Genomic DNA, 25,822 nt, shown 5'->3' with positions numbered 1-25,822 from the left:
CTTGAGAGTGTTGCGGAATTTGTCGAAAGAAAATTAACAGAAAGTTGTTCCAAATTAAAATACTCTGTTATATAATACAAACATGATAAATAATCTGTATTATAACAATATGGATTTGTTTAATACTGCTAAGGAGTGATGGTGTTCAATGTCTACAAAAATGGTTGGTATCAAGGTAAATGGGAAACTTCAACCAGGCTTTGATGAAATTTTATCCCAGAAAGCATTGCAGTTTTTAGAACAACTGGAGCGCCGATTCGGAGAAAAACGGAAAGAGCTGTTACACAACAGAGAGAAACAGCAGGAACGGATCAATGGAGGAGAGCTTCCTCGCTTCTTACCTGAAACAGAGTCGATTCGACAAAGTGAATGGAAAGTGAGTTCTATTCCTCAAGCCTTACAGGATAGAAGGGTAGAGATCACGGGACCGGTTGATCGGAAAATGGTCATCAACGCATTGAACTCTGGTGCAAAATGTTTTATGGCATGTTTTGAAGATGCCACTTCACCTACATGGACGAACCTCATAGAAGGACAGATTAACCTCAGAGATGCAGTACATCAAACAATAGACTTCACGAATCCAAATGGGAAGCGTTATGAATTAAACAAAGAACATGCCGTTTTAATTGTTCGGCCCAGAGGATTACATCTGGAAGAGAAACATATCGAACTGGATGGGAAATCAATATCAGCAAGCCTTGTCGACTTTGGATTATTCTTTTTTCATAATGCGACTCATTTGACCTCAATGAACAAAGGCCCTTATTTTTACTTACCTAAATTAGAAAGTCACGAGGAAGCACGCTTCTGGAACGATGTGTTTATATTTGCCCAGGAATATATCGGGATTCCTCAAGGAACAATCAAAGCAACGGTCCTGATTGAAACCATCACTGCCGCATTTGAAATGGATGAAATCCTCTATGAACTAAAGGAGCATTCAGCAGGGTTGAACTGTGGAAGATGGGACTATATTTTCAGCTATATTAAAAAACTTCGGGAGCAAAAAGATGTGATCCTGCCAGACCGTTCAACGGTGACGATGACAGCACCATTTATGAGATCTTACTCTTTGCTCACGATTAAGACCTGTCACAGAAGAGGGGCTCCTGCAATCGGAGGGATGGCGGCACAGATCCCTGTTAAAAACGATCCTGTTAAAAACGAAGAAGCATATAACAAGGTGAGAGCAGATAAAGAAAGAGAAGCTCGGGATGGTCATGATGGCACCTGGGTAGCTCATCCCGGTCTTGTACGTGTTGCCATGGACGTTTTCAATCAGGAAATGAAAAATGATAATCAAATTGCAGAGAAAACATTAGATGATCTTGAAGTGTCAGAGCAGGAGCTTCTTGAAGTACCTCAAGGGAGGATAACAGAAGAAGGTCTCCGCCTAAATATTAACGTCGGAATTCAATATATATCTTCCTGGCTGAGCGGCCAAGGAGCAGCACCGATCCACAACTTAATGGAAGACGTGGCAACGGCTGAAATTTCCCGGGCTCAGCTATGGCAATGGATCCGTCATCCTAAAGGAGTTCTTGACGATGGCCGAAACATCACCATCGATCTCTATGAACAACTGAAGCAAGAAGAACTGACTAAACTCAAAAGCCAATTGGGAGAAGAACAGTACAAAAATCGCCGGTTCTCAGAAGCCGTCCAACTATTCGACCAACTCATCCAGAACGAACAATTCACAGATTTCCTCACCATCCCGGGCTACAGAATCCTCTAGAGGGACGGACCTGCAAAAAGCATCAACAAAGCAAAAAAGGTTGAATACACAAGCCTGATTACTTAAATGAATTACCGCTGCATCGAGTAGAGGGACGGACCTCATAAACGATTGCATGCCGGATAAATATAACTTCACCAAAGTACTTTGCTTAATGCTTAGAATCAAAGCCAAATAACAAACAAAAGGGAGAGATTTTCAATGGTAAAAGCAAATAACGAACGCGTAACAGCACTACAAGAGAATTGGGAAATGGATCAAAGATGGAAAGGGGTATCCCGTCCTTATTCAGCTGAAGATGTCATCCGTTTAAGAGGATCAATAGATATCGAGCATACTCTTGCGCGACACGGATCTGAAAAATTGTGGAATCTGCTTCACGAAGAAGACTATATCAATGCACTTGGTGCCTTGACTGGAAACCAGGCGGTCCAACAAGTTAGAGCCGGTCTGAAAGCTATCTACTTAAGCGGATGGCAGGTAGCGGCCGATGCTAACCTTGCAGGGCAAATGTATCCTGATCAAAGCTTGTATCCTGCGAACTCTGTACCATCCGTGGTAAAGAGAATCAATCAAGCCCTGCAGCGTGCAGACCAGGTTCATTATGTTGAAGGTGATGAATCGATCGATTGGTTTGTCCCGATTGTAGCCGATGCAGAAGCTGGCTTTGGAGGACAGCTTAATGTATTCGAACTCATGAAGGGTATGATCGAAGCGGGGGCTTCAGCTGTACACTTTGAAGATCAACTTTCATCTGAGAAAAAATGCGGACATTTAGGAGGTAAAGTATTACTGCCGACTCAAACGTCCGTGAAGAATTTAATTTCAGCACGTCTGGCGGCAGATGTAATGGGGGTACCTACATTAATCGTAGCCCGTACAGATGCGAATGCCGCAGATTTAATCACGAGCGATGTGGATCCATACGATGCACAGTTCATTACAGGGGAACGCACTCCTGAAGGGTTCTTCCGTACAAGAGCCGGTCTGGATCAGGCGATTGCAAGAGGCTTGGCTTATGCCCCTTATGCAGATCTTGTGTGGTGTGAAACATCGGAACCGAGTCTTGAAGAAGCTCGCCAATTTGCTGAGGCAATTCATGCTGAGCATCCAGGGAAATTATTGGCGTATAACTGCTCACCATCCTTTAACTGGAAGAAGAAACTGGACGATGAAACGATCGCTAAGTTCCAAAAGGAGCTTGGGAAAATGGGCTATAAGTTCCAGTTCGTAACACTAGCAGGATTCCACGCACTGAACCATAGCATGTTCGAGCTTGCGAGAGGATATAAAGAGAGCGGAATGGCTGCGTATTCCAAGCTTCAAGAAGCGGAATTTGCCAGCGAGAAATATGGCTATTCAGCTACGAGACATCAGCGCGAAGTAGGAACAGGCTACTTTGACGAAGTATCGATGGTGATCTCAGGTGGAACATCCTCTACAACAGCCCTTAAAGGTTCGACAGAGGCTGCTCAATTCTAAAAAATTCAATTGCATAAAAACATAAAGGAAGGTCCGTCCCTCGGGGGTTGCTATACCCCTAGGGACGGACCTTTCTTTAGGCGATTCGCAATGTAGTACTATCGATGCAAATTTGTGAATAGTTTAACTTTATAGAATGTATTTATAAATATACTATTGATTTTATTAATATACATACATATAATTAGAGCTAATTTAAATTTAATCTGTGTGGTGATTAGTTATGAATGTTGGTATTGTTGGTAGTACTGGTTATGGAGGAGTGGAGTTGCATCGATTGTTGGCAAATCATCCAAGTGTAGTTAATTGTATTTTATATTCATCCTCGTTGGAAGGGACACCTTATGCAAATCAATATCCACACCTCTTTAACCTGTCACATGAAGTAGTGAATGCTATTAATATCGAGGAAATGAAGCAGCTTGATTTCGTTTTTTTGGCTGTTCCTTCCGGTGTATCGAAGGAATTATCCCAGAAGCTCCTCGGTGAAAAGGCGAAAGTGATCGATCTTTCAGGGGACTTGCGTTTGAAGAATCCTCAAGAATACAAAGAGTGGTACAAAGGAGAGTCAGCATCTGCAGATATTTTACAGAAAGCGGTGTATGGTCTCACAGAATGCAATCGACAATCCATTCAAGAAGCGGAACTGATTGCGAACCCAGGCTGCTTTCCCACAGCCACACTTCTAGGATTGGCTCCGCTTTTCCACCATGAGCTTGTCGATCCCCATTCCATCATTATCGATGCCAAAACGGGATTATCGGGAGCCGGGAGAAAAGCGACTCAATCCAGTCACTTTTCAGAGACTCAAGAAAATCTACGAATCTATAAGGTTCATCAACACCAGCACACCCCTGAAATTGAACAGCAATTGAAGAAGTGGAACAGCGAAACGGGACCGATTACCTTTACGACTCATCTTATTCCTATGACCCGTGGGATTATGGCTACAATGTATACGGAATTAAAAAGCACATACACCACTGCGCAGTTGCACAACATCTACCAGGACTATTACGAGAAGCATCCTTTCATCAGGATTCGTCCTGTTGACCAGTTCCCAAGTACAAAAGAAGTGTTCGGCACGAATTTCTGCGATATCGCGATAAAAGTAGATTCGCGGACGAATCGGGTCACGATTGTGTCCGTGATCGATAACTTGCTAAAAGGAGCTGCCGGTCAGGCGGTTCAAAATATGAATGTAATGCTGGGGTTGGAAGAAACGACGGGACTCTATCACTATCCAATCTATCCATAAGAGGGGGAGAATCAATGAAACTAGTAAAAGAAAAGGCTATTCAACACATTCCTGGAGGAACGATTCTTTCACCTCTAGGGTACAAGGCAGGGGGGATGCACACCGGACTTCGATACGCAAAGAAAGACTTCGGGGTCATTTACAGCGAGAAGCCTGCACAAGTCGGAGCGGTTTATACGCAAAGTCACTTTCAAGCTGCTCCCCTAAAGGTCACACAAGAAAGCATCTTGAAATCTCACACTCTGCAAGCGATTGTGGTGAACAGTGCGATCGCAAATGCCTGTACGGGTGAACAAGGATTAAAAGATGCTTATCAAACAAGGGAGTGGACGGCAAAACGATTTCAAATTCCGGAAGAGTATGTAGCCGTTGCTTCGACAGGAGTCATTGGTGAGTGGCTTCCTATGGAGAAGATTGAAAAGGGCTGCAACGAAATCAAGGTTGATTCGACAGAGCAGAGTGCCCAATCATTTCAACAGGCCATCCTAACGACGGATCTTATCGAAAAGACTTCATGCTATGGAGTGATAATAGATGGAGAAACGGTCACCATCGGAGGATGTGCGAAGGGATCAGGCATGATTCATCCGAATATGGCAACCATGCTCGGCTTCATTACAACGGATGCATCGATTCCATCCACTGTCCTGCAAAAAGCACTTAAAACAGCGATCGATCAATCCTTTAATCAAATCACTGTAGATGGAGAAACGTCTACGAATGATATGGTCATTGCGATGGCAAACGGGATGGTTGAACACGACACATTGCATGAAAGTCATCCTGATTGGCATCACTTTCAAGAGGGGTTAGTGCACGTATGTCAAGATCTTGCCAAACAGATTGCCCGGGATGGTGAAGGAGCAACCAAACTCGTGGAAGCGAACGTAATAGGAGCTCATTCCCATCAAGACGCCAATATTTTGGCAAAGAAAATCGTCGGTTCCAATTTAGTCAAAACGGCACTCTTTGGCAGGGATCCAAACTGGGGAAGAATCATCGGTGCTATGGGACACAGTGAGGTGAAAATCGAGCCCCATCAATGTGATATTTATATTGGAGAAACACTTGTGTTTTCGAATGGTACTCCACAGCCATTCAATGAAGAGCGTGTAAGTCAGTATATGCAAGCTGAACATGTGATCATATCTGTCGGGTTGCAAGGTGGAGTAGGAAAAGGAAAAGCCTGGGGGTGCGATCTTACGTATGATTACGTCAAAATCAATGCAAGTTATCGAACATAAGCCAGTGATTGCAATCAAACTGGGAGGAAGTGTCCTTTCTAAGCTCTCATCCCTTTTCTATGAAAGTATAAAAGATCTTCAGAAGTACTACCATGTGGTCCTTGTTCACGGGGGTGGCCCTGAGATTACGGCTATGCTGAACAAACTGGCCATTGAATCCACCTTTATTAACGGCCAGCGAAAAACCACAAAGAAGGTATTTGGAGTCGTTGAACAGGTGTTAAAGGGAAAAGTGAATAGCGAGTTAACCCATCAACTCAATCTGGCAGGGATTAACGCAATCGGATTAAGCGGGTACGATGCCCATTTGTTAAAGGCCAGCATCATGGATGAAGGGTCTTTAGGTTATGTTGGTAAGATTGAAGAGGTAAACCTTACCCTATTAAACAATCTGCTTTCGTTGAACTATGTGCCGGTTATCGCTCCCCTTGCCACTACAAACAAGGGGGAAAAGCTGAATGTGAATGCAGACCTGGCCGCATCAGCCATAGCCGAAGCCCTGGAAGTAGAGAAACTGGTCTTTGTCACAGACGTTCCCGGCATTTTAAAAGAAGGGAAAATTGTTTCACGTGTAACAAAGGAAGAGATCCTTCATTATATAGAAACCGGAATCATCCACGGTGGAATGATTCCAAAGGTGCAGGCAGCCCTATCGGTTTTGCAGCTTAACATTAAAGAAGTAATGATCGTCGGGTGTCAGGACACGATCATTCAAGACGGAGAAATGCAGGGTACACATATAACAGAAGGAGGAGGAGTCGAGGCGGTATGAGTCATTTATTTCCTACTTATAATCGGTTGGATTTTGAATTGGTTTCAGGAAACGGCACAATTGTTCAAGATCAAAACGGGCAATCTTATTTGGATTTCATATCAGGTATAGCAGTTTGTAATTTAGGTCACTCTCCTTATGTTGTGAAAGAGGCTCTTGAAAAACAGTTGGATAAACTTTGGCATGTATCAAACCTGTTTCCGATTACGCTGCAGGAAGAGGCGGCTTCACTCCTTGCTTCCGCGAGCGGCTTAGATGCTGTTTTCTTCTGTAATAGTGGAGCTGAAGCGAATGAAGCAGCGATTAAGTTAGCCAAAAAGCATACGGGCAAAACGAAGATTCTGACCTTCAACCAATCGTTTCATGGCCGGACCTTTGCGACCATGAGTGCAACGGGGCAGGAGAAGATTCATAGCGGATTCGGTCCATTGGTTCCAACCTTTGACTATCTTCCTTATAACGATGAACAGGCTCTTTCGAACGTGGAAGGAAATGACGTTGCGGCCATCATGGTGGAAGTGATTCAAGGGGAAGGCGGGGTGAACCCTGGTACTCTTTCATTTTTACAGGCAGTAGAAAGGTTGTGCAAGGAGATGGATGCTTTACTCATTGTCGATGAAGTCCAAACAGGGAGCGGTCGTACGGGGGTTCCATTTGCTTATCAACATTATTTCCTGCAACCGGATATCGTTACGACGGCTAAAGGACTGGGAAGCGGTTTTCCAGTAGGTGCGATGATGGGTAAAAAAGATCTTGTATCTTCCTTTTCGCCAGGAACTCACGGGTCGACATTCGGAGGTAATCCATTAGCGATGGCAGCAGTGAAAGCAACTCTTAAAACGATTTTTGATGAAGTATTTCTGAAAGAAGTACAAAGTAAATCTGAGTACTTTATGCAGAAGCTGAAGAATCATCTACAGGAATGTCGGAGCGTAAAAGAGGTAAAAGGGATAGGCTTTATGATCGGTATCCAATTCGATATGGAAGTAAAAGAAATCATCAATAAGCTGCGGGAAAATGGATTATTGACGCTGCCGGCAGGTACTCATGTGATCCGTCTATTACCACCATTAACGGTCACCTATGACGAGCTCGATCAGGCACTTCACATACTTGTCGGCACGCTAAAACAGCATCAAGAGGCCAGAGTCTACTAATCTATTTTTTTAAAAATGCATGTATAAAAATGCTTTTATTTATATAAATATTCAAAAGTAGGAGGCGATCTCATGACAGGTTACTTATGTTTAGAAAACGGAAAGACCTTTAGTGGTGAAGTCACAATGGATGAAGAAGATCCCGTTCAGGGTGAGATTGTGTTTTTCACGGGAATGACGGGGTACCAGGAAGTACTGACCGATCCTTCCTACAAAGACCAAATCGTTGTTTTCACGTACCCGCTCATCGGTCAATATGGCGTGAACGAAGATGACTTTGAGAGCTCACGGCCGCAAGTGAAAGGGGTCATCATGCTTCAATCACCGGAGTTGTATTCCCATTATCATGCGACTTCTTCCCTTAAAGACTATCTCAGGAAGTGGAAGATTCCATTCATGACAGGTGTGGATACGAGGCAGGTGGTGAAGGCAATACGTGATGTTGGAACTCAAAATGCGTGTATATCTTATACAGAAGTGCTTCCTTCAAAAGAAAAGCTCACAGGTCAAATCGAAAAGGTAGCCCTTTCTCAGATCCGCAAGATGGGTAGTGGAAACAGGCATATAGCCGTTGTCGATTTCGGTGTAAAGAAATCGATTCTATCCAGTCTGGTAAAGATGGATTGTCATGTTACCGTCATTCCCTATCATCAGCTTGACCTTCTGGATCAGATGAATGTTGACGGACTGGTGTTGTCGAACGGTCCGGGAGATCCGAAAGAAATGATGAGTCTTTTACCTAAGCTGAAGGAAAAAATCATGGAGATTCCGACCCTCGGAATTTGCTTAGGGCATCAATTAATCGCACTGGCACTCGGAGGGAATACCGAACGATTATTATTCGGTCATAGAGGAGCGAATCATCCTGTCATTGATATCCAAACCGGAGAGGTGTATATCACATCACAAAATCATAATTACGTCGTGAACGGGGCCAGTTTAACAGGAACCGGGCTGGAACCGCGTTTTATGAATGTCAATGACGGTTCCCTTGAAGGGCTTCAACATATAAGCAAGCCTATCCTTTCGGTTCAATTTCATCCTGAAGCGCGTCCGGGTCCGGAGGATGCTTCGTGGATATTCCAACAATTCTATCAAACGATTAAACAACCAGGGAGAGAGAAGATGTATGCCTAAAGATTCCAGTATTCAAAAAATCCTCATAATCGGATCAGGACCCATCATAATCGGGCAAGCAGCAGAATTTGATTATTCAGGTACACAAGGCTGCCTTGCCCTGAAGGATGAAGGGTATGAAGTGATTCTCGTGAATCATAATCCGGCTACGATCATGACGGATACGACCTACGCTGACAAAGTGTACTGCGAGCCCTTAACGGTAAAAACATTAACTGCGATTATCGCTAGTGAACGCCCCGACGGAATCGTCGCAAATCTTGGCGGTCAAACTGCTCTGAATCTTGCAGTGGAGTTGGATGAAAGAGGAGTTCTCGCGGAATATGGAGTGACACTGCTCGGGACATCTGTGGACTCGATTCAAAAAGGAGAAGACAGAGAGAAATTTCGAACATTGATGAACACATTGGGACATCCAACGGCAGAAAGTGATATCGTACACGACCTTCAAGAGGCTATCCTTTTTTCTGAAAAGATTTCCTTCCCGATAATTGTGCGCCCGGCCTATACATTGGGGGGAAGAGGCGGCGGGATCGCTTCAAACAAGGAGGAATATAGTAAACTCGTTCAAACCGGATTAAAGGCGAGCCCAATTCATCAAGTACTGGTGGAAAAGAGCATTGCCGGATTCAAAGAGATTGAGTATGAAGTCATGAGAGATTCGAAAGGAAATTGTATATCCGTCTGTAATATGGAAAATTTCGATCCTGTTGGTGTCCATACGGGTGATTCCATCGTCGTCGCTCCGTCCCAAACCCTGACAGATCAAGAGTTTCATATGCTCCGTACAGCGGCGTTTAATATTATCAGTGCGTTAGAAGTGGTGGGAGGATGCAATATACAATTTGCTTTAGACCCTAACAGTAACCAGTACTATGTGATTGAAGTGAACCCACGGGTGAGCAGGTCTTCTGCTTTGGCATCGAAGGCAACTGGCTATCCGATCGCCAAAATTGCGGTGAAGCTTGCTGTTGGCTATACGTTGAACGAAATCGTCAATCCTCTGACAAGAACCACTTTTGCAAGCTTTGAACCAGCTCTTGATTACGTTGTCGTCAAGTTTCCAAGATGGCCATTCGATAAATTTCCTGAGGCGAATCGGGTGCTCGGAACGAAGATGAAAGCAACGGGTGAAGTGATGGCGATCGAGCGTTCGTTAGAGGCTGCTTTTCATAAAGCTCTTCAGTCGTTAGAGCTGTCCTTAGAAAACATATATAGCGAACTGGCCGGCTTATCTCATGAAGAGCTGGAAGAGAGGATTGGAATACCCACGGATATTCGCTTTTTTGAACTGTTGGAATTGTTGAGACGAGACCATTCGATTCACACTCTTCATGAAAAGACAGGAATCGATAAGCTGTTCTTGTCTATCCTGAGTAACTTAGTATTCATCGAAAATAAGCTAAGAACGTCCGACTTCACTTCTGATCTTTTGAAAGAAGCTAAGAAATTCCGTTTTGAAGATAAAACTATAGCGGGATTAATGGAGAAACCGGAAGCGTCCATTGAAAAAATGAGAGTGGAGGCAGGAATTGTGCCCGCCTTTAAAATGGTGGATACATGTGCAGGTGAATTCGAAGCGATCACCAATTATGCCTACTCTACTTATTATGGAGACAATGAGATTCAACCTTTACATGGAGAGAAGAAGGTCCTGATTGTTGGAGCGGGACCGATTCGAATCGGTCAGGGGGTCGAGTTTGACTACAGTGCCGTTAAGGCGATCCATCGATTGAAAGAGCATGGATACACGACCATCATGGTGAACAATAACCCCGAAACCGTGAGCACGGATTATGAGACGGCAGATCGATTGTACTTTGAACCTATTACGAAAGAATCGGTCCTTTCTATTATCCAGCACGAGAAAGTCGATACCGTACTCGTACAATTCGGCGGACAAACGGCATTAAACCTGGCTTCTATTTTAGAGAAGAAGGGCGTCCAATTATTTGGGACATCTTCAGATACCATTGACCGCGTAGAGGATCGTGAACGTTTTTATCAACTGCTGGATGAACTGGAGATTCCTCGAGTGAAAGGAGATATCTGCCACAGTAAGGAGGAAGCATTACAAGTAGCACAACATTTAACTTTTCCTCTTCTTTGCCGTCCATCCTATGTGATTGGAGGGAAAGGGATGGTGAAGGTAACGACACTACACGAGATGCAGAGGTTCATACAGGAAGCGGATGAAGAGTACTTCCCTATTTTAATGGATGAATTCAAAGCGGGTCAGGAAATTGAAGTTGACCTGGTGGGGGATGGAGACGGAGTGTACGTTCCCGGGGTCATGGAGCATATTGAACGGGCAGGTGTCCATTCAGGGGACAGCATGTCTATTTTTCCTTCTGAATCCCTGTCAGTTGAAATCAAGAGAACGATTGAAGGGTATGCTCAGAAGATTGTGTCTTCCCTTCCTTACAAAGGGATCATGAATATTCAATTTTTGCTGCAGGGTGAAGAGGTATTCGTGTTGGAAGTGAACCCGAGAGCAAGCCGGACGGTTCCGGTGGTCAGCAAGGTCCTTGGATACTCATTAATCGATATGGCAACAGACATCATGTGCGATGAGACGTTGAAGATAGACGCCTTTAGCCCTCCTTCAGAAATAGACGTTGTAGGAGTAAAATATCCTGTATTTTCATCGCATGCCCTGCCGGAGATCGATCAAACACTCGGGGCCAATATGAAATCAACGGGAGAAGGGCTATGTCTTGGTAAGACGGTTGAAGAAGCCCTCTATAAAGTATTTGAATGGTTGCATGAGGCTGTAGAAACTGGTGGTACGGTTTATATCGATAGTAACCAGAAAGAATTAAAACAGTACCAAACTTCTACGGAAGCTTCATTTAGTGACTGGATTGAAACAAGCAATGCCTCTGTATATTTCAGTGATGAAGAAACAGACGAAATGAAGAAGAGAAGAATTGCAGCTTTAGAGGCAGGGGTTACCGTTTTAACCGAGGCAGAGACCCTGTTGGCTTTTATTCGAAGTATGAAAGTGAATAAAGTGAACCCTATTCCATTGGCACAATCAAAATCCATACAGGGAGTGAGCAGAGTATGATGAATTCAAGTGTTTCGACGTCGCCGGTAAAGGTTTCCTTGAAAGGGAGAGATCTTGTCACGTGGTTAGATTACACTACAGAAGAAGTACATGAGCTCTTATCACTTGCTCAGTACTTGAAGAAAAATCCTTATTCAAAGGTGTTGGAAGGGAAAACCCTTGGAATGATCTTTGAGAAGTCGTCCACAAGAACCCGTGTTTCATTTGAAACGGGGATGCTCCAGATGGGAGGTCATGCCATCTACTTGAATGCCCGTGATATACAGCTGGGAAGAGGAGAGTCGATCGCAGATACGGCACGGGTCCTTTCTTCTTATGTGGATGGAATCATGATCCGTACGTTTGAAACTGAGAAGGTTACAGAATTGGCCCAGTACGCGAATGTTCCAGTCATCAACGGACTTTGCGATACGTACCATCCTTGTCAGGCATTGGCGGATGTTCTCACGATTTTGGAGTTTGCGGGAACGCTAAGAGGATTGAAGGTTGTGTATATAGGGGACGGGAATAATGTGGCACACTCCTTTATGATTCTTTGTGCGAAGCTTGGAATGGATGTCGTCGTTTCTTGTCCTGAAGGCTATGAACCCGCTAAAGAAATTATCGGTAAGACGGTGGAACTTGCCGGAATGAACGGCGGAAGCTTTACTCTTTCTTACGATCCGGTAGAAGCTGTTAAGAATGCGGATATCGTATACACCGATGTATGGGCAAGCATGGGGCAGGAGGAAGAAGCGATTAAGCGTCTTAAAGACTTCAAGCCTTATCAGGTGAATGAACAGCTGCTTCAGCATGCTGCACCCGAAGTGAAATTTCTCCATTGTCTCCCGGCACATCGTGAAGAAGAGGTGACAGCGGCTGTCATTGACGGACCATGTTCTGCCGTATTTCAGCAAGCGGAGAATCGATTGCATGTACAGAAGGCTATATTGCAATCACTATTTGTATAAAGCTATTAGGTCCGCTTCTGAATGGAAGCGGACCTTTTTGTTGCCTGAAAGCATTTCCATAAGAGAAAATAAGACTGAACCAAACGAACACATGTAAACATATAGTGTAGGAGAAACTGTAATTAGACCGTTTTGGAGGTGCTAGTGGTTTTGAGTAAACCAACGATTGATGATTACCTGGATAATGGAATATATGGCCAGAAGCAAACGAAGCCTGATGAAAGAAGAAAGTTTCTCGGGAGCCTGCGGGAACGAATCGTCATTGCCTTGACTCAGAGTCAGGTAAGGGAAAAGGGAGTGTACAAGGAAGTTCAGGAGAGTCTGAAGAAGCATCCTGATGCGAAGCTTTTATTAAATGGTAATATGAGCTACTCCTACTTATCTAAATACATCAAGCTTGCTGATACGTATCACGTCTCGTTTTCAATGGTGACAAATAAGGAGGTCGAAACCGATATTGGTCTCGTACTCGCTTATGATCATGCCATTGATAAAGAGGAAATCTACGTGAAGAAAAAAAATGAAAAGACCTCTGAAGCCAAAACGAAACAAAAGCCAAAGAAAAGCATCTTTTCATCGATTAAAAACAAGCTTTTTTAAAACTGTGTGCCTTTTTTGAAAAAGGAGAGTTTAAACAACCCTTTCAAAATCGCTGGGATGATAAACAGAATAAACAATATCCGAAATAAGTGATATCCGGTAATGATGGAAAGATCAGCGTTGACGGCTTGACCTACTAAGGCCATTTCTGCCATTCCCCCGGGAGCCAGGCTAATAAAGGCAGTAAGAAATGTAATGTCATGCCAGCGACTTAATACAAAGCTAAGGCACGCGCAACATAATAGCAGGCAGAAAGAAGTAAATAAAGACCAAAGGATGAACTTGGACAACTCTTTAGATGAAGAGAAATTCATCATGAAACTAAAGTAGATTCCCAGGGATAATTGAGCCAGAATAATTAACGGATCGGGCATTTGGGGTACAGAAAACCCAGACACCATGAAGCCACCAATGGCTAATATCGGTCCTAGCATCGCAGGGGTGGGTAAATGGATTCTTTTAGCCACAATCCCTGATAGAATGGCAATGATGAAGAATAGAATGAAGGCCCACTGGAATGAGGGTACTTCGAAGGGTGGTAAAGCATTCCCGGGACTCGTTCCACCACCGCCTTTTAAAAGGGGGCTGAACACCAGAAACGGTACAACAAAGATGACCGATAATAAACGGATCACCTGCAGGACTGTCACAACCGTTAAGTCTATATTCTTCATTTCCTCTCCAAGAGCCACCATCTGCGAAAGTCCTCCCGGTATACTTCCTGTAATGGTTGAGGAAAGACCGATCCCCGTCATTTTTGATGTGATATAGGCGAGGGCCATGCTAAAGATAATGATGGCAATCGTCATCGTCAGCATGGAAGGGAGCTGGGTAACAATCTCAATCATGGTTTCCTGACTAAAGGATTGTCCAATGGCATAGCCTACAATGATTAATCCAAGATCTCTGAAATAAGAGGGCCATGCTAAATCGAGCGTCGTCCATTTACTGATGAAGAAGACTGATGTCATAGAACCGAGCAGCCAGGACAAAGGGAGGTGAAGCAGCGTAAATACCCCGCCGCCAGCAACTCCAACGACAAAGGCTAATAAAATAGGATGCATTTTGAAAATCCTCTCATTTTATGTCCTCCTTTTAAGGTAATCAATTGGGGGAAAGGAAGCAAATGGAATGCGTTAATTATGATTTCACCACATCATACCCCTACCCAAGGTCCGTCCCTCACTAAATGGCACATACTATCCCCAATTCGTGGTAGAATGAATGGAGGTATGGACAAGAATCAGCCATGATCCTAACAATCGTTATCTATTATCATAGTTGCTTTAATGACGCGAATTTTGGTATTATCAATAGTATTGTGAGTGTTCGAACATATACGGAGGTGAAGAAGATGACTAGAATTTCTGAAGAGCAAGTAAAGCATGTTGCCCACCTTGCACGACTAGCCATCACAGAGGATGAAGCGAAAAAGTTTACAACTCAATTAGATGCGATCATCGGGTTTGCCGAGCAGCTGAATGAATTGGATACTTCAAATGTGGAAGCGACGAGTCATGTGTTGGAAATGAAGAACGTTATGCGTGAAGATAAGCCTGTTGAAGGACTGCCACGTGAAGAAGTATTAAAGAACGCACCAGACAAACATGATGGACAAGTACGCGTACCATCGATCTTGGACTAAGGAGGGGACCTCATGTCATTATTTGACCATAAATTATCAGAGCTTCATGAGCTTTTACATAAGAAAGAAGTATCTGTCACAGATCTTGTAGACGAATCATACAAACGTATTGATGCCGTTGAAGATAAAGTGAAAGCATTTTTAACATTAGATGAAGAAAATGCCCGCAATAAAGCGAAAGAAATGGATGCAAAGCTTGGAACGGATGAAAGCAAAGGTCTGCTTTTCGGAATGCCGATCGGGATTAAAGATAATATCGTAACAAAAGGACTTCGTACAACATGTGCCAGTAAAATCCTTGAAAACTTCAATCCGATATATGATGCTACGGTTATCAATAAATTACATAGTGCCGATACGATTACGATCGGAAAACTGAATATGGATGAGTTCGCGATGGGTTCATCTACTGAGAACTCCGGTTTCCAGAAAACGAGTAATCCATGGAATCTTGAAACGGTTCCCGGTGGATCTTCAGGTGGTTCAGCAGCCTCCGTTGCAGCTGGAGAAGTACCTTTCTCACTGGGTTCAGATACAGGCGGATCGATTCGCCAGCCAGCTGCATTCACTGGTACTGTCGGTTTAAAACCAACGTACGGACGTGTATCCCGTTTCGGTCTTGTAGCATTCGCTTCTTCACTGGATCAAATCGGACCAATCACTCGTAACGTAGAAGATAATGCATACTTACTGCAAGCGATCGCCGGTCTTGATCCGAATGATTCTACTTCAGCGAATGTTGAGGTTCCCAACTACGCGGCAGCTCTAACAGGTGATGTGAAAGGCTTAAAGATTGCTGTGCCAAAAGAATATTTAGGTGAAGGTGTCGGTGAGGAAGCCCGTCAAGCAGTGCTTGCTTCACTGAAAGTGTTGGAAGGCTTGGGAGCTACATGGGAAGAAGTATCTCTTCCTCACTCTAAATTTGGTGTTTCAACGTACTACCTATTAGCATCGTCTGAAGCATCTGCCAACCTTGCACGTTTCGATGGTGTTCGTTACGGCTACCGCACTCCTAACGCTGAGAACCTTCTTGATCTTTATAAGAAAACCCGTGCAGAAGGATTTGGGGACGAAGTGAAGCGTCGTATTATGCTTGGTACGTTTGCATTAAGTTCTGGATACTATGATGCTTATTACAAAAAAGCACAGCAGGCCCGTACACTCATCAAGAAAGACTTTGAAGATGTATTTGCGAAGTATGATGTTATTATTGGACCGACAACGCCAACTCCAGCTTTCAAAATCGGAGAGAAAATTGATGATCCATTAACGATGTATGCAAACGATATTTTAACGATTCCAGTAAACCTTGCAGGTGTACCGGGAATCTCTGTACCTTGTGGCTTCTCTTCAGCAGGATTGCCACTTGGATTGCAAATCATCGGTAAGCATTTTGACGAAAGCACGATTTATCGCGTAGCGCATGCGTATGAGCAAGCTACAGACTTCCATACAAAAAAACCACAACTGTAAGGGGTGAAATCAATGAACTTTGAACCAGTAATCGGACTAGAAGTCCACGTAGAATTAAAAACGGACAGTAAGATGTTCTCTCCGGCACCGAACCATTTCGGAGCAGAGCCAAATACTAACACGAACGTAATCGACCTTGGGTATCCTGGTGTACTTCCAGTGGTAAATAAGCGCGCCATTGAGTTCGGAATGAAAGCAGCGATTGCATTGAACTGTGAAATCGCAACGGATACGAAGTTTGACCGTAAAAACTATTTCTATCCGGATAACCCAAAAGCGTACCAGATTTCTCAATTTGACAAGCCGATCGGTGAAAACGGCTGGATCGAAATTGAAGTGAACGGTGAGAAGAAACGTATCGGAATCACTCGCCTTCACCTGGAAGAAGATGCTGGAAAGCTGACGCACTCAGGCGACGGTTATTCCCTTGTCGACTATAACCGCCAAGGTACTCCTCTTATTGAGATTGTATCTGAGCCGGACATCCGCACACCGGAAGAAGCGTATGCGTATCTTGAGAAACTGAAATCCATCATTCAATACACAGGGGTTTCAGATTGTAAGATGGAAGAAGGGTCGCTTCGTTGTGACGCCAACATTTCCCTACGTCCAATCGGCCAGGAAAAGTTCGGAACAAAAGCTGAGCTTAAAAACCTCAACTCTTTTAACTTTGTTAAAAAGGGATTGGAGTATGAAATCGTCCGTCAGGAGAAGGTTCTTTTATCAGGAGGATTGATCCAACAGGAAACGCTTCGTTTCGATGAATCAACAGGTAAAACGATTCTCATGCGTGTAAAAGAAGGCTCGGATGATTATCGTTACTTCCCTGAACCTGATTTATTAAATCTACACATCGATCAAGAGTGGATGGACCGCATCCGTGCAGAGATTCCTGAGCTTCCGGATGAGCGTAAAAAGCGCTATGTAGAAGATTTAGGCTTACCTGCGTACGATGCCATGGTTCTGACATTAACGAAAGAAATGTCTGATTTCTTCCAGGAAACCGTTGAGGCGGGAGCAGATGCGAAACTAGCGTCCAACTGGCTGATGGGAGAAGTTTCAGCTTACTTAAATGCACAGCAAAAAGAACTTGAAGAGGTTAAATTGACTCCTCAAGGACTGGCAGGCATGATTGATTTAATCGAAAAAGGAACGATTTCTTCCAAGATTGCGAAGAAAGTGTTCAAAGAACTAGTGGAAAATGGCGGAAATCCAGAACAAATCGTGAAAGATAAGGGTCTTGTTCAAATTTCTGACGAAGGTGCCTTACTCAAGATCGTGACGGAGACCCTGGATGCCAATCCACAATCCATCGAAGATTACAAGAACGGGAAAGACCGCGCCATCGGCTTCCTCGTTGGTCAAATCATGAAAGCAACAAAAGGGCAGGCCAACCCGCCGCTTGTTAACAAGCTGCTGCTTCAAGAAATTAAAAAACGCTAATAAACGTTCATCATAGCCCCTGGAAACGACTTGTTTCCAGGGGTGTTTTTTATGGAGGAGAGGGACGGACCTTGAAATAAATTCAAGGTCCGTCCCTCTTAAACTTCAATTTTACTTTTATACAGTCTAATGTCTCCGAGTATGGGTTAATTATTAGAAGGCTAATATATGAAAAAAATAAAGGTAGGGAGAGTGAGTATGATAATTCCATATAAGTCGGGGAGCCTCATTACATTTGTTTCCTTTTTGCTTTCTCCAGTATTTGTTTAGCCAAGCGGTAATACGTATCCGCTTCGACTTTTGTTTCAGCTCTCTTTAGCTGCATCATATAGTTTTGGAATCGAAGTTTGTCGACTGACGAGACTTTCATCACAATTTTCCTCATTTTGGCACTCCTTTAGTGGACAAAATTGCGTCCAATTATCTATTCTGAATTTTCTGTAAATAATGTATAATAATAGTAAATGATTCCAGAGGGTGGATAGAATGTCCTTATTCGAAGTGATCTTGTTGCCAATGTTAATGGGTGGTATTGGAGGCTTAGGACATATTCTGGTTTTCAAAAATGGTCATTTCACTTTTCCGAGAAAATTTATCGATGACCAAGGTGAGAAGCACTATCTTTTTGGCTCAACAAAGGATATTATCATAGGCATTCTAGCAGGGTATCTGTCAGTATTACCGGTTGTTGAAACGGTCCCGATCTGGTATGTCATCTATATTAGTTTATTATCAGGTATCGGGGGAAGTTCCGTCATCACTCGAAAAATCGAACAAAATTTAGCAAGCACCAAAGCGTCTTATATCCAAGAGCTATCTCATTATCAGCTCGAACCGACCTCTAAGGGAGGATCTCCAAACCATAATGAGGTGAAACCTGTTGGCGAAGTGGAAGAAAAAAAGAATCAAGGTTGAGCTGCCACCAGAAGACTATGAAAAAGCAAATCACTATCTAAAAAGACTGAAGGAGGCAGATAGCCTAATCGAGCTGAACTACTACTATAATAAAGTGGCAAAAATAATAGAAAAATCACAAGATGTTTAAGATGGTTCAATTCAAGAGTAGTCCTATACCAATCTATTTTAACCAAAAAATATGAGGATGAAACTGACAATTGAGTCAGCTTTTTTTCTGTCAAGAAAAGATGTATGAAAGATACTTCTCTTCGCATACTTACTTATTCCATCCCCCTCTGGAAAAATAGTCTGGGAGTAGCAGTATGCTATTCCTTTTTTTAAATTGAAGGTTAATAAGAAAGAGAGTTCATAAGAACCTGTAAATCTGTCTATTACGGTGCTTTTCTTATATTATATTCCTACAGGCATAATCGTACAATTGAAATTTTGAATAGAATGAAAACTATATTTTCCTTGTGAAATTCGAGAAACATGAATATGCTATAAGGAGAATTTAAGAGAAAAGATGTTGGTGCTTCACTGGTATGTGTGGGGCTGGAGGAGGAAGAACATGAACTTAGAACAATGGTTCACTAAAGGGATGACACCTGAAGATTACTTGGAATATATGAGTGTACATAAAGAAAATACCGAAGCGATCAGGAAGAACTTTACGATTCCACAAGAAGACATAGAAGTTTTGAATAAACTCGGAGAACACTTCTTACGGGTGATTGCCATCACGGAAGATTGGTGTGGAGATGCCATGCTGAATATCCCGATTCTGTTAAAAGTGGCAAAATCCGCTGATATGGACGTTCGCATGATTTTACGGGATGAAAACCTGGAACTGATGGATCAATACTTAACTAATGGCATCTCGAGAGCGATCCCCATTTTCATTTTCATCGATCGTGATGGAAATGAAAAGCTGGTATGGGGACCCAGAGCCCCTATGGTAAAGAAGATCGTGGATGATGAACGGGCAAAGCTGCCACCGAAGGATCATGAGCTTTTCCCGGAAAAGCAGAAGGAAATGATTCAACGCTTAACTTCTCAATATTCGAAAGATGAAGAAGTATGGCAGGAAGTGTATGAAAGCTTGAAAACGAGTCTTGTCCAGAATGTGCTGATGTAAAAAGGATTCGAATATTACATCCGTTCGTTTCTGGAGTCTTCTTTATTTAAAAGGCATGATGTCTTCATACTCACTCAAAATAGAATGGTAAAAAGTACCCGTCGTCATGGGATTTTTTGCCGGTTCACGAATGACGGAATTCGCGTTAATATGGTATAGGATGAGGAGTTGAAGCATCATGATTCACCAAAAGACAAATACAATTGTTATAGAAGCGCTAAATAAATTTCCCCATAAAATTCACATTAAATTGGGAGAAATCCTGCGTGAACGAGGATTGACACAAGGCGATCTCCATCGCTTAACAGGGCTAAGAGTGGCTACGATCAATGAGCTAGTGAATTTCAAGAAGAAATCCTTAACGGTGGCTCATCTTGTTTCCATTATGATCGCCCTTAGAATTACAGACATTCGTGATCTCATCGAAATAGAATTTGATCAAGAAGTTCAAGACTACTTCAATGAAGAAAATCAACGAATGAAAAATGGATTTACTCCAGACCTGACAAAAACCGCTGAAACAAACGTAAAACGAATCGCAGCTGGAGCAAACAACTAAACACCATTACACCTCAAACGGTCATTTCTGATGATCGTTTGTTTTTTTAGGTTAGGGACGGACCTCTATTTCTTATCCATGTTCCCCTCTCAAGTGTTAGAAATATAATATAAATTCAAGGTTTACAACCAGGCATAACAGGATAATTCCTTAAAGTAAGAGTTTACTTAGAAGATTTTTTAATATAATGATATAAAAACAGTCGAGGTCCGTCCCTGACAGGAGTCCCTGGCAGGAGTTTTGACACAGGTTACAGAATGTAGTAGGTATGGTGTTGTTGGCAGGGTTTTGTGATGGAGTTGACATGAAATCGTAATGCTCATTTGAGGGAAAATCAATTATGATAGGGGAAGAGAGTAAATGGAAGATAATTTTGGTCATGTGACCTCTCGTTATGCTGCGTCTTGTGATGATATTCCGCATCAATTTTTTGATACGTTAAAGATTAGGGGAATTGTGTGGGAAGGAAGAAAAGTAGCTGAAATTGGTTCGGGTACCGGTGCTTTGACACGAAAGCTGCACAAGCGTGGAGCAGAAGTGATCGGGATCGAGCCGTCCATTGAGCTTAGGAAAGCTGCCAAGGCATTAGAGAGTAAGCAATACTTGGACATCCCATATCTTACAGGTACAGCTGAAGCTACGAATCTGCCAGATCAGTATTATGATATCACGATGATTCACAGAAGCTGGCATTTATTCGACCGTCCAAAGGCGATCAGCGAAATGAAGCGGATATTGAAGGAAAAAGGGACGTTCATTGTAAGTGATTCAAGCTTAATTCCGGATCATGAAGTGGTAAAGGATACAATGACGTTTTTAAATGAATATATAGATATCACCCCACCTGGATTAAAAGCTGAATCAGTGAATCAATTGAATGGAATTCCTGTGGAATGGCTGTTAGAATGGCAGGAAGCTGACTTTAACTTGAAAGATTTTTACACGTTTTATTACGCAGTCGATTTTACGTTACAGTCCTGGTGTGAGAGAGTAGGCTCTTTATCCTGGCTCACTCATATTGAAGATAGTGTGAAAGAGGGATTACTGCAATCATTACATACGTTCCTGTCCGGGCGTTACGATGCTCTTCATGAGTTTACTCTTCAGCACCAGTTTACAGTCTGCCTGATGAAAAAGTAGAAAGAGTGATCTGATTGGAAGCAGTAAAAAAATATGTAAACTATTTAAATATGGATATAGAGAAGCCTACATTAAACTATTTGCAACGACTTATCGGGCAGCACTTGATCAGGATCCCATATGAGACTTTTAGTAAATTCTATTACTTTTCTCAAGGTGAATCCTTTGTGCCTTCCGTGGACACTTTCGCAGATAATCTCCACTCTAAAGGGTGGGGAGGCACCTGTTTTACATTAAACATCAACTTTGGAAGACTGCTGAAAGAACTAGGCTTTCATTGTCAGTTTGTCAGAGTGCAACCGGGTCACCTTGGATTAATGATTACCATTGATAATCGTAAGCTCTATGTGGATGTTGGATATGGATCCCCGATCATGAAGCCAGTTGAGCTTGAATCGAGGCAGAAGCATCTTCTTCACGGTTTCGGGGAAGAAATCATTTTTACCCAGAAAGACATACGTGAATTTGAAGTGGATCGACGTTCAAATGGCAAATCCTTTGTAAAAAAAACCATAGAGTGGATCCCGTTAGAGGAAGAAGAATTAGAGGCCGATATAGAAGCATCTTACTTGGATTCCGATGACAACATTACAATGAGAAGAATCACGGCAGTCCGCTTCCAGGGCAATCAATGCTACTTCCTTCGTAATCAGACCTTGAAAGTGATGACCTACCGAAACATCCGTGAATATCAAATGAAAGATTTTGATAAGTGGAAAGATATCGTCGGGGAGGTCTACCACTTTGATGCGACATCCCTGCAGGAGTCCATCCAGTTTTTACAACAAAGGAATATCAAGCTGTTCCCATAGGCCGTCTGGAATATCATGTTGATATTCTGGATGGTATTTTTGTATATACATGAAAATCATTCATTCGGAATACTTTATTTATGGCTTCATAATCATAAAAATGAACAGAAGTACACCAAAAGAGGATGCTAGATAAAAGTAACGGTCGATAGTCACCAGATGACGCTGGATTTCTTCTGGTGGTGCCCCTGTTAGGTGTTCATTTTCCGGTAAGGCTATCCATTCGTGGATTTTTTTAGAGACAGGTGTGATGAAGCCTATCACGATGATTTGAATGAAAATATATAGTAGGACAGACCCCAGAATCCACAACTGTCCAAAGCTGCCATAGTCCCCTGTATAATAAAGGATGAATCCAGTCAACATGGCAATGCTTCCGCCAATTTTAGGGAAGTATTCCAATCGCTTATACAATTCCGTCGTAACCTTTAATTGTTCAATTGTTTTGTCTGGCCTGGTTAAAACATGAGCAAAGAAAGTAGGTCCAACCCCTATAATGGCAGACAACACATGTAAAAGAATCAACCATTCCATCTGAGCACCTCCATGATGAGTAATCTATAAAGATTACGAAAGAGAGTTCCGATTTATGTATTTTTAATAACAGCAATAGGAGGGGAGTGCTTTACAATTTTTATGTTTTATTAGATTTTTCCAGCGAAAAGAGTTATGATATTGACCGGTAGACGCTTTATAATAAATAACCTGCGGAATAAAAATTGCATGAATAAAAATAATAAGTATATGATGTTAAAAGATGGAATATAAAAGGACGAGTCTTTGGAATTAATACAGATTAGGATGATGGGGTATGAAACGAGCAAGAATTATTTATAATCCTACTTCTGGTCGAGAGCTATTCAAAAAGCACCTTGCAGAAGTATTAATCAGATTAGAACAAGCGGGATATGAAACCTCCGTTCACGCAACCATTTGCGAAGGAGATGCCACAGAAGCGGCACGGATTGCTGTAGAACGTAAATACGATATCGTTGTCGCTGCTGGTGGAGATGGTACGTTAAATGAGGTAGTCAACGGATTAGCCGAGCAGGATTACCGACCTAAGCTTGGAATCGTTCCAATGGGAACAACAAATGACTTCGCACGGGCTCTTCACATTCCAAAGGATATTGGATCAGCCATTGATGTCATTACAAAGGGTGAATCCATTCCTGTCGATATCGGGCGCATGAATGAACGTTACTTCATTAACATCGCCGGTGGAGGAAGAATAACCGAATTAACCTATGAAGTGCCAAGCAAGCTAAAGACGATGATGGGGCAGCTTGCCTACTATTTAAAAGGAATTGAAATGCTTCCATCCATCAAGCCGACGGACGTTTCCATCGAGTATGATGGAAAGCTGTTTGAAGGGGAAGCAATGCTATTCCTGATCGGATTAACCAACTCAGTTGGAGGATTTGAAAGGCTGGCTCCGGATGCGTCAATCAATGATGGCTTATTCTCGCTTTTAATTTTAAAGAAAACAAATTTGGCCGAGTTTATCCGCATTGCGACATTGGCCGTTCGAGGTGAGCATGTAAATGATCCCAACGTCATTTACACACAGGCCAATCGAATCAAAATCAAAGCAAAAGAAAAGGTACAGCTGAATGTAGATGGGGAGCTGGGAGGAGTCCTTCCTGCAGAATTTGAAAACCTTTACCGCCATTTGCAGGTATTTGTCCCACTTGATAAAATTCGCCCGGAAGATAAAGCTGAATGATAAAAAGGAATGCCATTTGTGGATAATGGCATTCCTTTTTTATATGTTTGCGAAGTTTTCATACCCTATGGGTATTATGAATCTGCAGAAACAACATTGTTACAGGACCAATCTGCTTTTTTAAGCGTCGTTTTTTAAACGTATGTGTCGAAACTATCATTTATGCGTCATTCCTCAAAACCGCCATCCTCAATTTACTAACAAAAACACACTAAATGACAATGGGAAACCAATCAGAAAGCCCCATCCAATCTGTTGCTTATGCCGGAATGGAATTTTTCTCACAATCCATGACAAAATGTGGGCGATGATCACAAATGCAAAGACCCATATCAATTGTCCGACCACAAATACAAATAGATAAGCTAGTATGGATTCTTTATTTAACAAAAGGGAAATCCCGAATCCAAAGGTCAAGGTTAAAAATGTGACTGCAATGAAAATGTAGGGTAGCCACCATCTTCTTGACTTGAGAGCAAATAACACCCCAAGAAAAACATTTCCTACCAGGATAAGGTTTACTAAGAAGTCCGGGTTCATGTTTTATCTACCTTCTTTTTCTAGAATTGTTGCACATACCATTTTACCCTTTCTTCACCGCTAAAAACGAGGTAAGTTTTTACAACCTGACTAGGAAATGTATAAACATTAACCCTCATATCGCTTGAGAGTATGATATAGAGAACAATAGAGGAAAGAATCAACGAATGTTTGTTAAATTTTTGTATTCCCTCTCACTTATTGACTATGTTACAGTGGATTAAAAGTATGTCGGACAAATAGTGCCACTGGAAGGGTGAATCCAATGTATATCGTACATTCAACATTTGTAGTTCCTGATGAGAAGGCTGATGAAGTGATTTCAATCTACCATTCCCGTTCAGGAATAGTCGACAAGGCGGAAGGGTTTCAACGATTCCTTCTCTTACAAAATGAGAAAAAGCAGGGAGAAATCACTGTTCATATGGAATGGGATTCGAAGGAACACTTCATGACATGGGTGCAAAGTGAGGACTATAAACGAATTCACGAACTGGAGAAGAAATATCCGGACCAGGATCTCGCATCCATTATTCCATCAATTGATCGCTTTAAGGTGGTGGCGTACTGATGGAAATTAAGTATAAGAGTGTCATAGATGAAGTAGTTGATAGATTGTACGAACGATACCCCGAATTAGATGTAAAGTACGGTGAGGTCGGACGGAGAAAATGCCAAAAGGACAATGTACATCACTTTAACTATCTGGAATCGGCATCTGATGTCGGGGATTCAAAGGTTTTTTCTGATTATGCCCTTTGGTTGAACAGCGTGCTAGTGAGCAGGGGTATGAAATCAGATCATCTCATTGATAATTTCAAATGTATCATCGAATCTCTTGAAATGAGCGGTGTTGAAAAGGGTGAAGACTTCAAGCTTCACCTCAATGAAGCAATCAAGTCCATTCAAAAGGCAGATCGCGAAAACATGCCGGCAAACTAAACGATAAAAGCATCGAGCCACATGGGGCGATGCTTTTTTATATGGCTCTTTTAGTAAAGTTTGTTGCTTATTGTAGAAGAGAAAGTAATAGTTGAT

At 42.5% G+C, this 25,822-nt stretch carries 26 protein-coding genes; 22 read left to right on the top strand and 4 right to left on the bottom strand.

Annotation, left to right across the window (positions count from 1 at the left end; all coding sequences use genetic code 11):
* Window positions 1-148 precede the first annotated feature (148 nt).
* The 10 genes from aceB to F0342_RS02975 all read left to right on the top strand — a co-directional run bounded on the left by aceB (window position 149) and on the right by F0342_RS02975 (window position 13,411).
* Entirely contained in the window at window positions 149-1,741 is a 1,593-nt protein-coding gene (aceB, locus tag F0342_RS03020; protein WP_149154549.1) for a malate synthase A, read from the top strand.
* A 201-nt stretch (window positions 1,742-1,942) separates the two neighbouring features.
* The gene (gene aceA / locus F0342_RS03015) at window positions 1,943-3,223 is read left to right on the top strand and encodes an isocitrate lyase (RefSeq protein ID WP_149154548.1); all 1,281 of its coding nucleotides are present in this window, start codon (window positions 1,943-1,945) and stop codon (window positions 3,221-3,223) included.
* A gap of 223 nt (window positions 3,224-3,446) precedes the next feature.
* Window positions 3,447-4,481 (top strand): N-acetyl-gamma-glutamyl-phosphate reductase, encoded by a 1,035-nt coding sequence (gene argC, locus F0342_RS03010; protein WP_149154547.1) that lies wholly within the window; start codon window positions 3,447-3,449, stop codon window positions 4,479-4,481.
* Between the two features lie 14 nt (window positions 4,482-4,495).
* The gene (argJ, locus tag F0342_RS03005) at window positions 4,496-5,725 is read left to right on the top strand and encodes a bifunctional ornithine acetyltransferase/N-acetylglutamate synthase (protein ID WP_149154546.1); all 1,230 of its coding nucleotides are present in this window, start codon (window positions 4,496-4,498) and stop codon (window positions 5,723-5,725) included.
* Window positions 5,688-6,497 (top strand): acetylglutamate kinase, encoded by an 810-nt coding sequence (argB, locus tag F0342_RS03000; protein WP_262481613.1) that lies wholly within the window; start codon window positions 5,688-5,690, stop codon window positions 6,495-6,497. Before argJ ends, argB begins: the two co-directional genes overlap by 38 nt.
* On the top strand, window positions 6,494-7,654 hold the full coding sequence (locus F0342_RS02995) for an acetylornithine transaminase (protein WP_149154545.1): 1,161 nt from the start codon (window positions 6,494-6,496) through the stop codon (window positions 7,652-7,654). The genes argB and F0342_RS02995 overlap by 4 nt, the downstream gene beginning before the upstream one ends.
* 72 nt (window positions 7,655-7,726) lie before the next feature.
* Complete coding sequence (locus F0342_RS02990; RefSeq protein WP_149154544.1) at window positions 7,727-8,791, top strand: carbamoyl phosphate synthase small subunit; 1,065 nt, start codon at window positions 7,727-7,729, stop codon at window positions 8,789-8,791.
* Window positions 8,784-11,861 carry a carbamoyl-phosphate synthase (glutamine-hydrolyzing) large subunit gene (locus tag F0342_RS02985; RefSeq protein WP_149154543.1) on the top strand — a complete coding sequence of 1,026 codons (3,078 nt, stop codon included), beginning with the start codon at window positions 8,784-8,786 and terminating at the stop codon, window positions 11,859-11,861. Before F0342_RS02990 ends, F0342_RS02985 begins: the two co-directional genes overlap by 8 nt.
* Window positions 11,861-12,811, top strand: coding sequence for an ornithine carbamoyltransferase (gene argF, locus F0342_RS02980; protein WP_149154617.1), 951 nt, complete (start codon window positions 11,861-11,863; stop codon window positions 12,809-12,811). The genes F0342_RS02985 and argF overlap by 1 nt, the downstream gene beginning before the upstream one ends.
* A gap of 144 nt (window positions 12,812-12,955) precedes the next feature.
* A complete protein-coding gene (locus F0342_RS02975; protein WP_395940652.1) occupies window positions 12,956-13,411 on the top strand; it encodes a YueI family protein in 456 nt (151 codons plus the stop codon).
* Here F0342_RS02975 and F0342_RS02970 read toward each other — a convergent pair.
* Entirely contained in the window at window positions 13,408-14,475 is a 1,068-nt protein-coding gene (locus tag F0342_RS02970) for an AbrB family transcriptional regulator (RefSeq protein ID WP_149154541.1), read from the bottom strand. The genes F0342_RS02975 and F0342_RS02970 overlap by 4 nt on opposite strands.
* A 290-nt stretch (window positions 14,476-14,765) precedes the next feature.
* Here F0342_RS02970 and gatC point away from each other — a divergent pair, with 290 nt between their 5' ends.
* The 3 genes from gatC to gatB are packed head-to-tail and all read left to right on the top strand — an operon-like array spanning window position 14,766 to window position 17,972.
* Window positions 14,766-15,056 carry an Asp-tRNA(Asn)/Glu-tRNA(Gln) amidotransferase subunit GatC gene (gene gatC / locus F0342_RS02965; RefSeq protein ID WP_149154540.1) on the top strand — a complete coding sequence of 97 codons (291 nt, stop codon included), beginning with the start codon at window positions 14,766-14,768 and terminating at the stop codon, window positions 15,054-15,056.
* Between the two features lie 12 nt (window positions 15,057-15,068).
* A complete protein-coding gene (gatA, locus tag F0342_RS02960; protein ID WP_149154539.1) occupies window positions 15,069-16,529 on the top strand; it encodes an Asp-tRNA(Asn)/Glu-tRNA(Gln) amidotransferase subunit GatA in 1,461 nt (486 codons plus the stop codon).
* A gap of 12 nt (window positions 16,530-16,541) precedes the next feature.
* Window positions 16,542-17,972: an Asp-tRNA(Asn)/Glu-tRNA(Gln) amidotransferase subunit GatB gene (gatB, locus tag F0342_RS02955; RefSeq protein ID WP_149154538.1), complete on the top strand. Its 1,431-nt coding sequence runs from the start codon at window positions 16,542-16,544 to the stop codon at window positions 17,970-17,972.
* Window positions 17,973-18,201: 229 nt separating this feature from the next.
* On the opposite strand, the gene F0342_RS24655 is transcribed toward gatB, so the two are convergent.
* A complete protein-coding gene (locus F0342_RS24655; protein ID WP_188048374.1) occupies window positions 18,202-18,357 on the bottom strand; it encodes a hypothetical protein in 156 nt (51 codons plus the stop codon).
* A gap of 101 nt (window positions 18,358-18,458) precedes the next feature.
* Here F0342_RS24655 and F0342_RS02950 point away from each other — a divergent pair, with 101 nt between their 5' ends.
* The 6 genes from F0342_RS02950 to F0342_RS02930 all read left to right on the top strand — a co-directional run bounded on the left by F0342_RS02950 (window position 18,459) and on the right by F0342_RS02930 (window position 22,518).
* On the top strand, window positions 18,459-18,887 hold the full coding sequence (locus F0342_RS02950; protein ID WP_148967220.1) for a DUF4257 domain-containing protein: 429 nt from the start codon (window positions 18,459-18,461) through the stop codon (window positions 18,885-18,887).
* Complete coding sequence (locus tag F0342_RS24650; RefSeq protein ID WP_188048373.1) at window positions 18,853-19,017, top strand: hypothetical protein; 165 nt, start codon at window positions 18,853-18,855, stop codon at window positions 19,015-19,017. Before F0342_RS02950 ends, F0342_RS24650 begins: the two co-directional genes overlap by 35 nt.
* Before the next feature lie 423 nt (window positions 19,018-19,440).
* Window positions 19,441-20,007 carry a thioredoxin family protein gene (locus F0342_RS02945; protein ID WP_149154537.1) on the top strand — a complete coding sequence of 189 codons (567 nt, stop codon included), beginning with the start codon at window positions 19,441-19,443 and terminating at the stop codon, window positions 20,005-20,007.
* A gap of 178 nt (window positions 20,008-20,185) precedes the next feature.
* Complete coding sequence (locus F0342_RS02940; protein WP_148967222.1) at window positions 20,186-20,566, top strand: helix-turn-helix domain-containing protein; 381 nt, start codon at window positions 20,186-20,188, stop codon at window positions 20,564-20,566.
* A 360-nt stretch (window positions 20,567-20,926) separates the two neighbouring features.
* On the top strand, window positions 20,927-21,706 hold the full coding sequence (locus tag F0342_RS02935; protein ID WP_149154536.1) for a class I SAM-dependent methyltransferase: 780 nt from the start codon (window positions 20,927-20,929) through the stop codon (window positions 21,704-21,706).
* A 14-nt stretch (window positions 21,707-21,720) separates the two neighbouring features.
* A complete protein-coding gene (locus F0342_RS02930; RefSeq protein ID WP_262481611.1) occupies window positions 21,721-22,518 on the top strand; it encodes an arylamine N-acetyltransferase in 798 nt (265 codons plus the stop codon).
* A 78-nt stretch (window positions 22,519-22,596) separates the two neighbouring features.
* On the opposite strand, the gene F0342_RS02925 is transcribed toward F0342_RS02930, so the two are convergent.
* Window positions 22,597-23,052 carry a DUF2269 family protein gene (locus tag F0342_RS02925; RefSeq protein WP_149154535.1) on the bottom strand — a complete coding sequence of 152 codons (456 nt, stop codon included), beginning with the start codon at window positions 23,050-23,052 and terminating at the stop codon, window positions 22,597-22,599.
* Window positions 23,053-23,329: 277 nt separating this feature from the next.
* Between F0342_RS02925 and F0342_RS02920 the strand changes: the two genes are divergently transcribed.
* Window positions 23,330-24,244 carry a diacylglycerol kinase gene (locus tag F0342_RS02920; protein WP_148967225.1) on the top strand — a complete coding sequence of 305 codons (915 nt, stop codon included), beginning with the start codon at window positions 23,330-23,332 and terminating at the stop codon, window positions 24,242-24,244.
* 189 nt (window positions 24,245-24,433) lie between these two features.
* On the opposite strand, the gene F0342_RS02915 is transcribed toward F0342_RS02920, so the two are convergent.
* Entirely contained in the window at window positions 24,434-24,784 is a 351-nt protein-coding gene (locus F0342_RS02915) for a hypothetical protein (protein ID WP_149154534.1), read from the bottom strand.
* A 265-nt stretch (window positions 24,785-25,049) separates the two neighbouring features.
* Here F0342_RS02915 and F0342_RS02910 point away from each other — a divergent pair, with 265 nt between their 5' ends.
* The gene (locus F0342_RS02910) at window positions 25,050-25,355 is read left to right on the top strand and encodes an antibiotic biosynthesis monooxygenase family protein (protein WP_149154533.1); all 306 of its coding nucleotides are present in this window, start codon (window positions 25,050-25,052) and stop codon (window positions 25,353-25,355) included.
* On the top strand, window positions 25,355-25,726 hold the full coding sequence (locus F0342_RS02905; protein WP_149154532.1) for a globin family protein: 372 nt from the start codon (window positions 25,355-25,357) through the stop codon (window positions 25,724-25,726). Before F0342_RS02910 ends, F0342_RS02905 begins: the two co-directional genes overlap by 1 nt.
* Window positions 25,727-25,822: the final 96 nt, after the last annotated feature.

Origin of the sequence: Bacillus sp. CH30_1T (assembly GCF_008364765.1) — a bacterium.
In the GTDB taxonomy this organism is placed as follows: Bacteria; Bacillota; Bacilli; order Bacillales; family Bacillaceae_B; genus Rossellomorea.
Note: the sequence above shows the minus strand (reverse complement) of the source record. Positions and strands in the feature narration are given on the sequence as shown.

Excerpts from the sequence above, each read along its gene's own strand:
- argB (WP_262481613.1), top strand. The coding sequence starts at position 5,688 with ATGATTACGTCAAAATCAATGCAAGTTATCGAACATAAGCCAGTGATT.
- F0342_RS02945 (WP_149154537.1), top strand. The coding sequence starts at position 19,441 with ATGAACTTAGAACAATGGTTCACTAAAGGGATGACACCTGAAGATTAC.
- F0342_RS02995 (WP_149154545.1), top strand. The coding sequence starts at position 6,494 with ATGAGTCATTTATTTCCTACTTATAATCGGTTGGATTTTGAATTGGTT.
- gatC (WP_149154540.1), top strand. The coding sequence starts at position 14,766 with ATGACTAGAATTTCTGAAGAGCAAGTAAAGCATGTTGCCCACCTTGCA.
- aceA (WP_149154548.1), top strand. The coding sequence starts at position 1,943 with ATGGTAAAAGCAAATAACGAACGCGTAACAGCACTACAAGAGAATTGG.
- F0342_RS02990 (WP_149154544.1), top strand. The coding sequence starts at position 7,727 with ATGACAGGTTACTTATGTTTAGAAAACGGAAAGACCTTTAGTGGTGAA.
- F0342_RS02905 (WP_149154532.1), top strand. The coding sequence starts at position 25,355 with ATGGAAATTAAGTATAAGAGTGTCATAGATGAAGTAGTTGATAGATTG.
- gatA (WP_149154539.1), top strand. The coding sequence starts at position 15,069 with ATGTCATTATTTGACCATAAATTATCAGAGCTTCATGAGCTTTTACAT.
- F0342_RS02970 (WP_149154541.1), bottom strand. The coding sequence starts at position 14,475 with ATGCATCCTATTTTATTAGCCTTTGTCGTTGGAGTTGCTGGCGGCGGG.
- argC (WP_149154547.1), top strand. The coding sequence starts at position 3,447 with ATGAATGTTGGTATTGTTGGTAGTACTGGTTATGGAGGAGTGGAGTTG.
- aceB (WP_149154549.1), top strand. The coding sequence starts at position 149 with ATGTCTACAAAAATGGTTGGTATCAAGGTAAATGGGAAACTTCAACCA.
- F0342_RS02985 (WP_149154543.1), top strand. The coding sequence starts at position 8,784 with ATGCCTAAAGATTCCAGTATTCAAAAAATCCTCATAATCGGATCAGGA.
- argJ (WP_149154546.1), top strand. The coding sequence starts at position 4,496 with ATGAAACTAGTAAAAGAAAAGGCTATTCAACACATTCCTGGAGGAACG.
- F0342_RS02910 (WP_149154533.1), top strand. The coding sequence starts at position 25,050 with ATGTATATCGTACATTCAACATTTGTAGTTCCTGATGAGAAGGCTGAT.
- argF (WP_149154617.1), top strand. The coding sequence starts at position 11,861 with ATGAATTCAAGTGTTTCGACGTCGCCGGTAAAGGTTTCCTTGAAAGGG.
- gatB (WP_149154538.1), top strand. The coding sequence starts at position 16,542 with ATGAACTTTGAACCAGTAATCGGACTAGAAGTCCACGTAGAATTAAAA.
- F0342_RS02925 (WP_149154535.1), bottom strand. The coding sequence starts at position 23,052 with ATGGAATGGTTGATTCTTTTACATGTGTTGTCTGCCATTATAGGGGTT.
- F0342_RS02920 (WP_148967225.1), top strand. The coding sequence starts at position 23,330 with ATGAAACGAGCAAGAATTATTTATAATCCTACTTCTGGTCGAGAGCTA.
- F0342_RS02935 (WP_149154536.1), top strand. The coding sequence starts at position 20,927 with ATGGAAGATAATTTTGGTCATGTGACCTCTCGTTATGCTGCGTCTTGT.
- F0342_RS24655 (WP_188048374.1), bottom strand. The coding sequence starts at position 18,357 with ATGAGGAAAATTGTGATGAAAGTCTCGTCAGTCGACAAACTTCGATTC.
- F0342_RS02940 (WP_148967222.1), top strand. The coding sequence starts at position 20,186 with ATGATTCACCAAAAGACAAATACAATTGTTATAGAAGCGCTAAATAAA.
- F0342_RS02950 (WP_148967220.1), top strand. The coding sequence starts at position 18,459 with ATGTCCTTATTCGAAGTGATCTTGTTGCCAATGTTAATGGGTGGTATT.
- F0342_RS02915 (WP_149154534.1), bottom strand. The coding sequence starts at position 24,784 with ATGAACCCGGACTTCTTAGTAAACCTTATCCTGGTAGGAAATGTTTTT.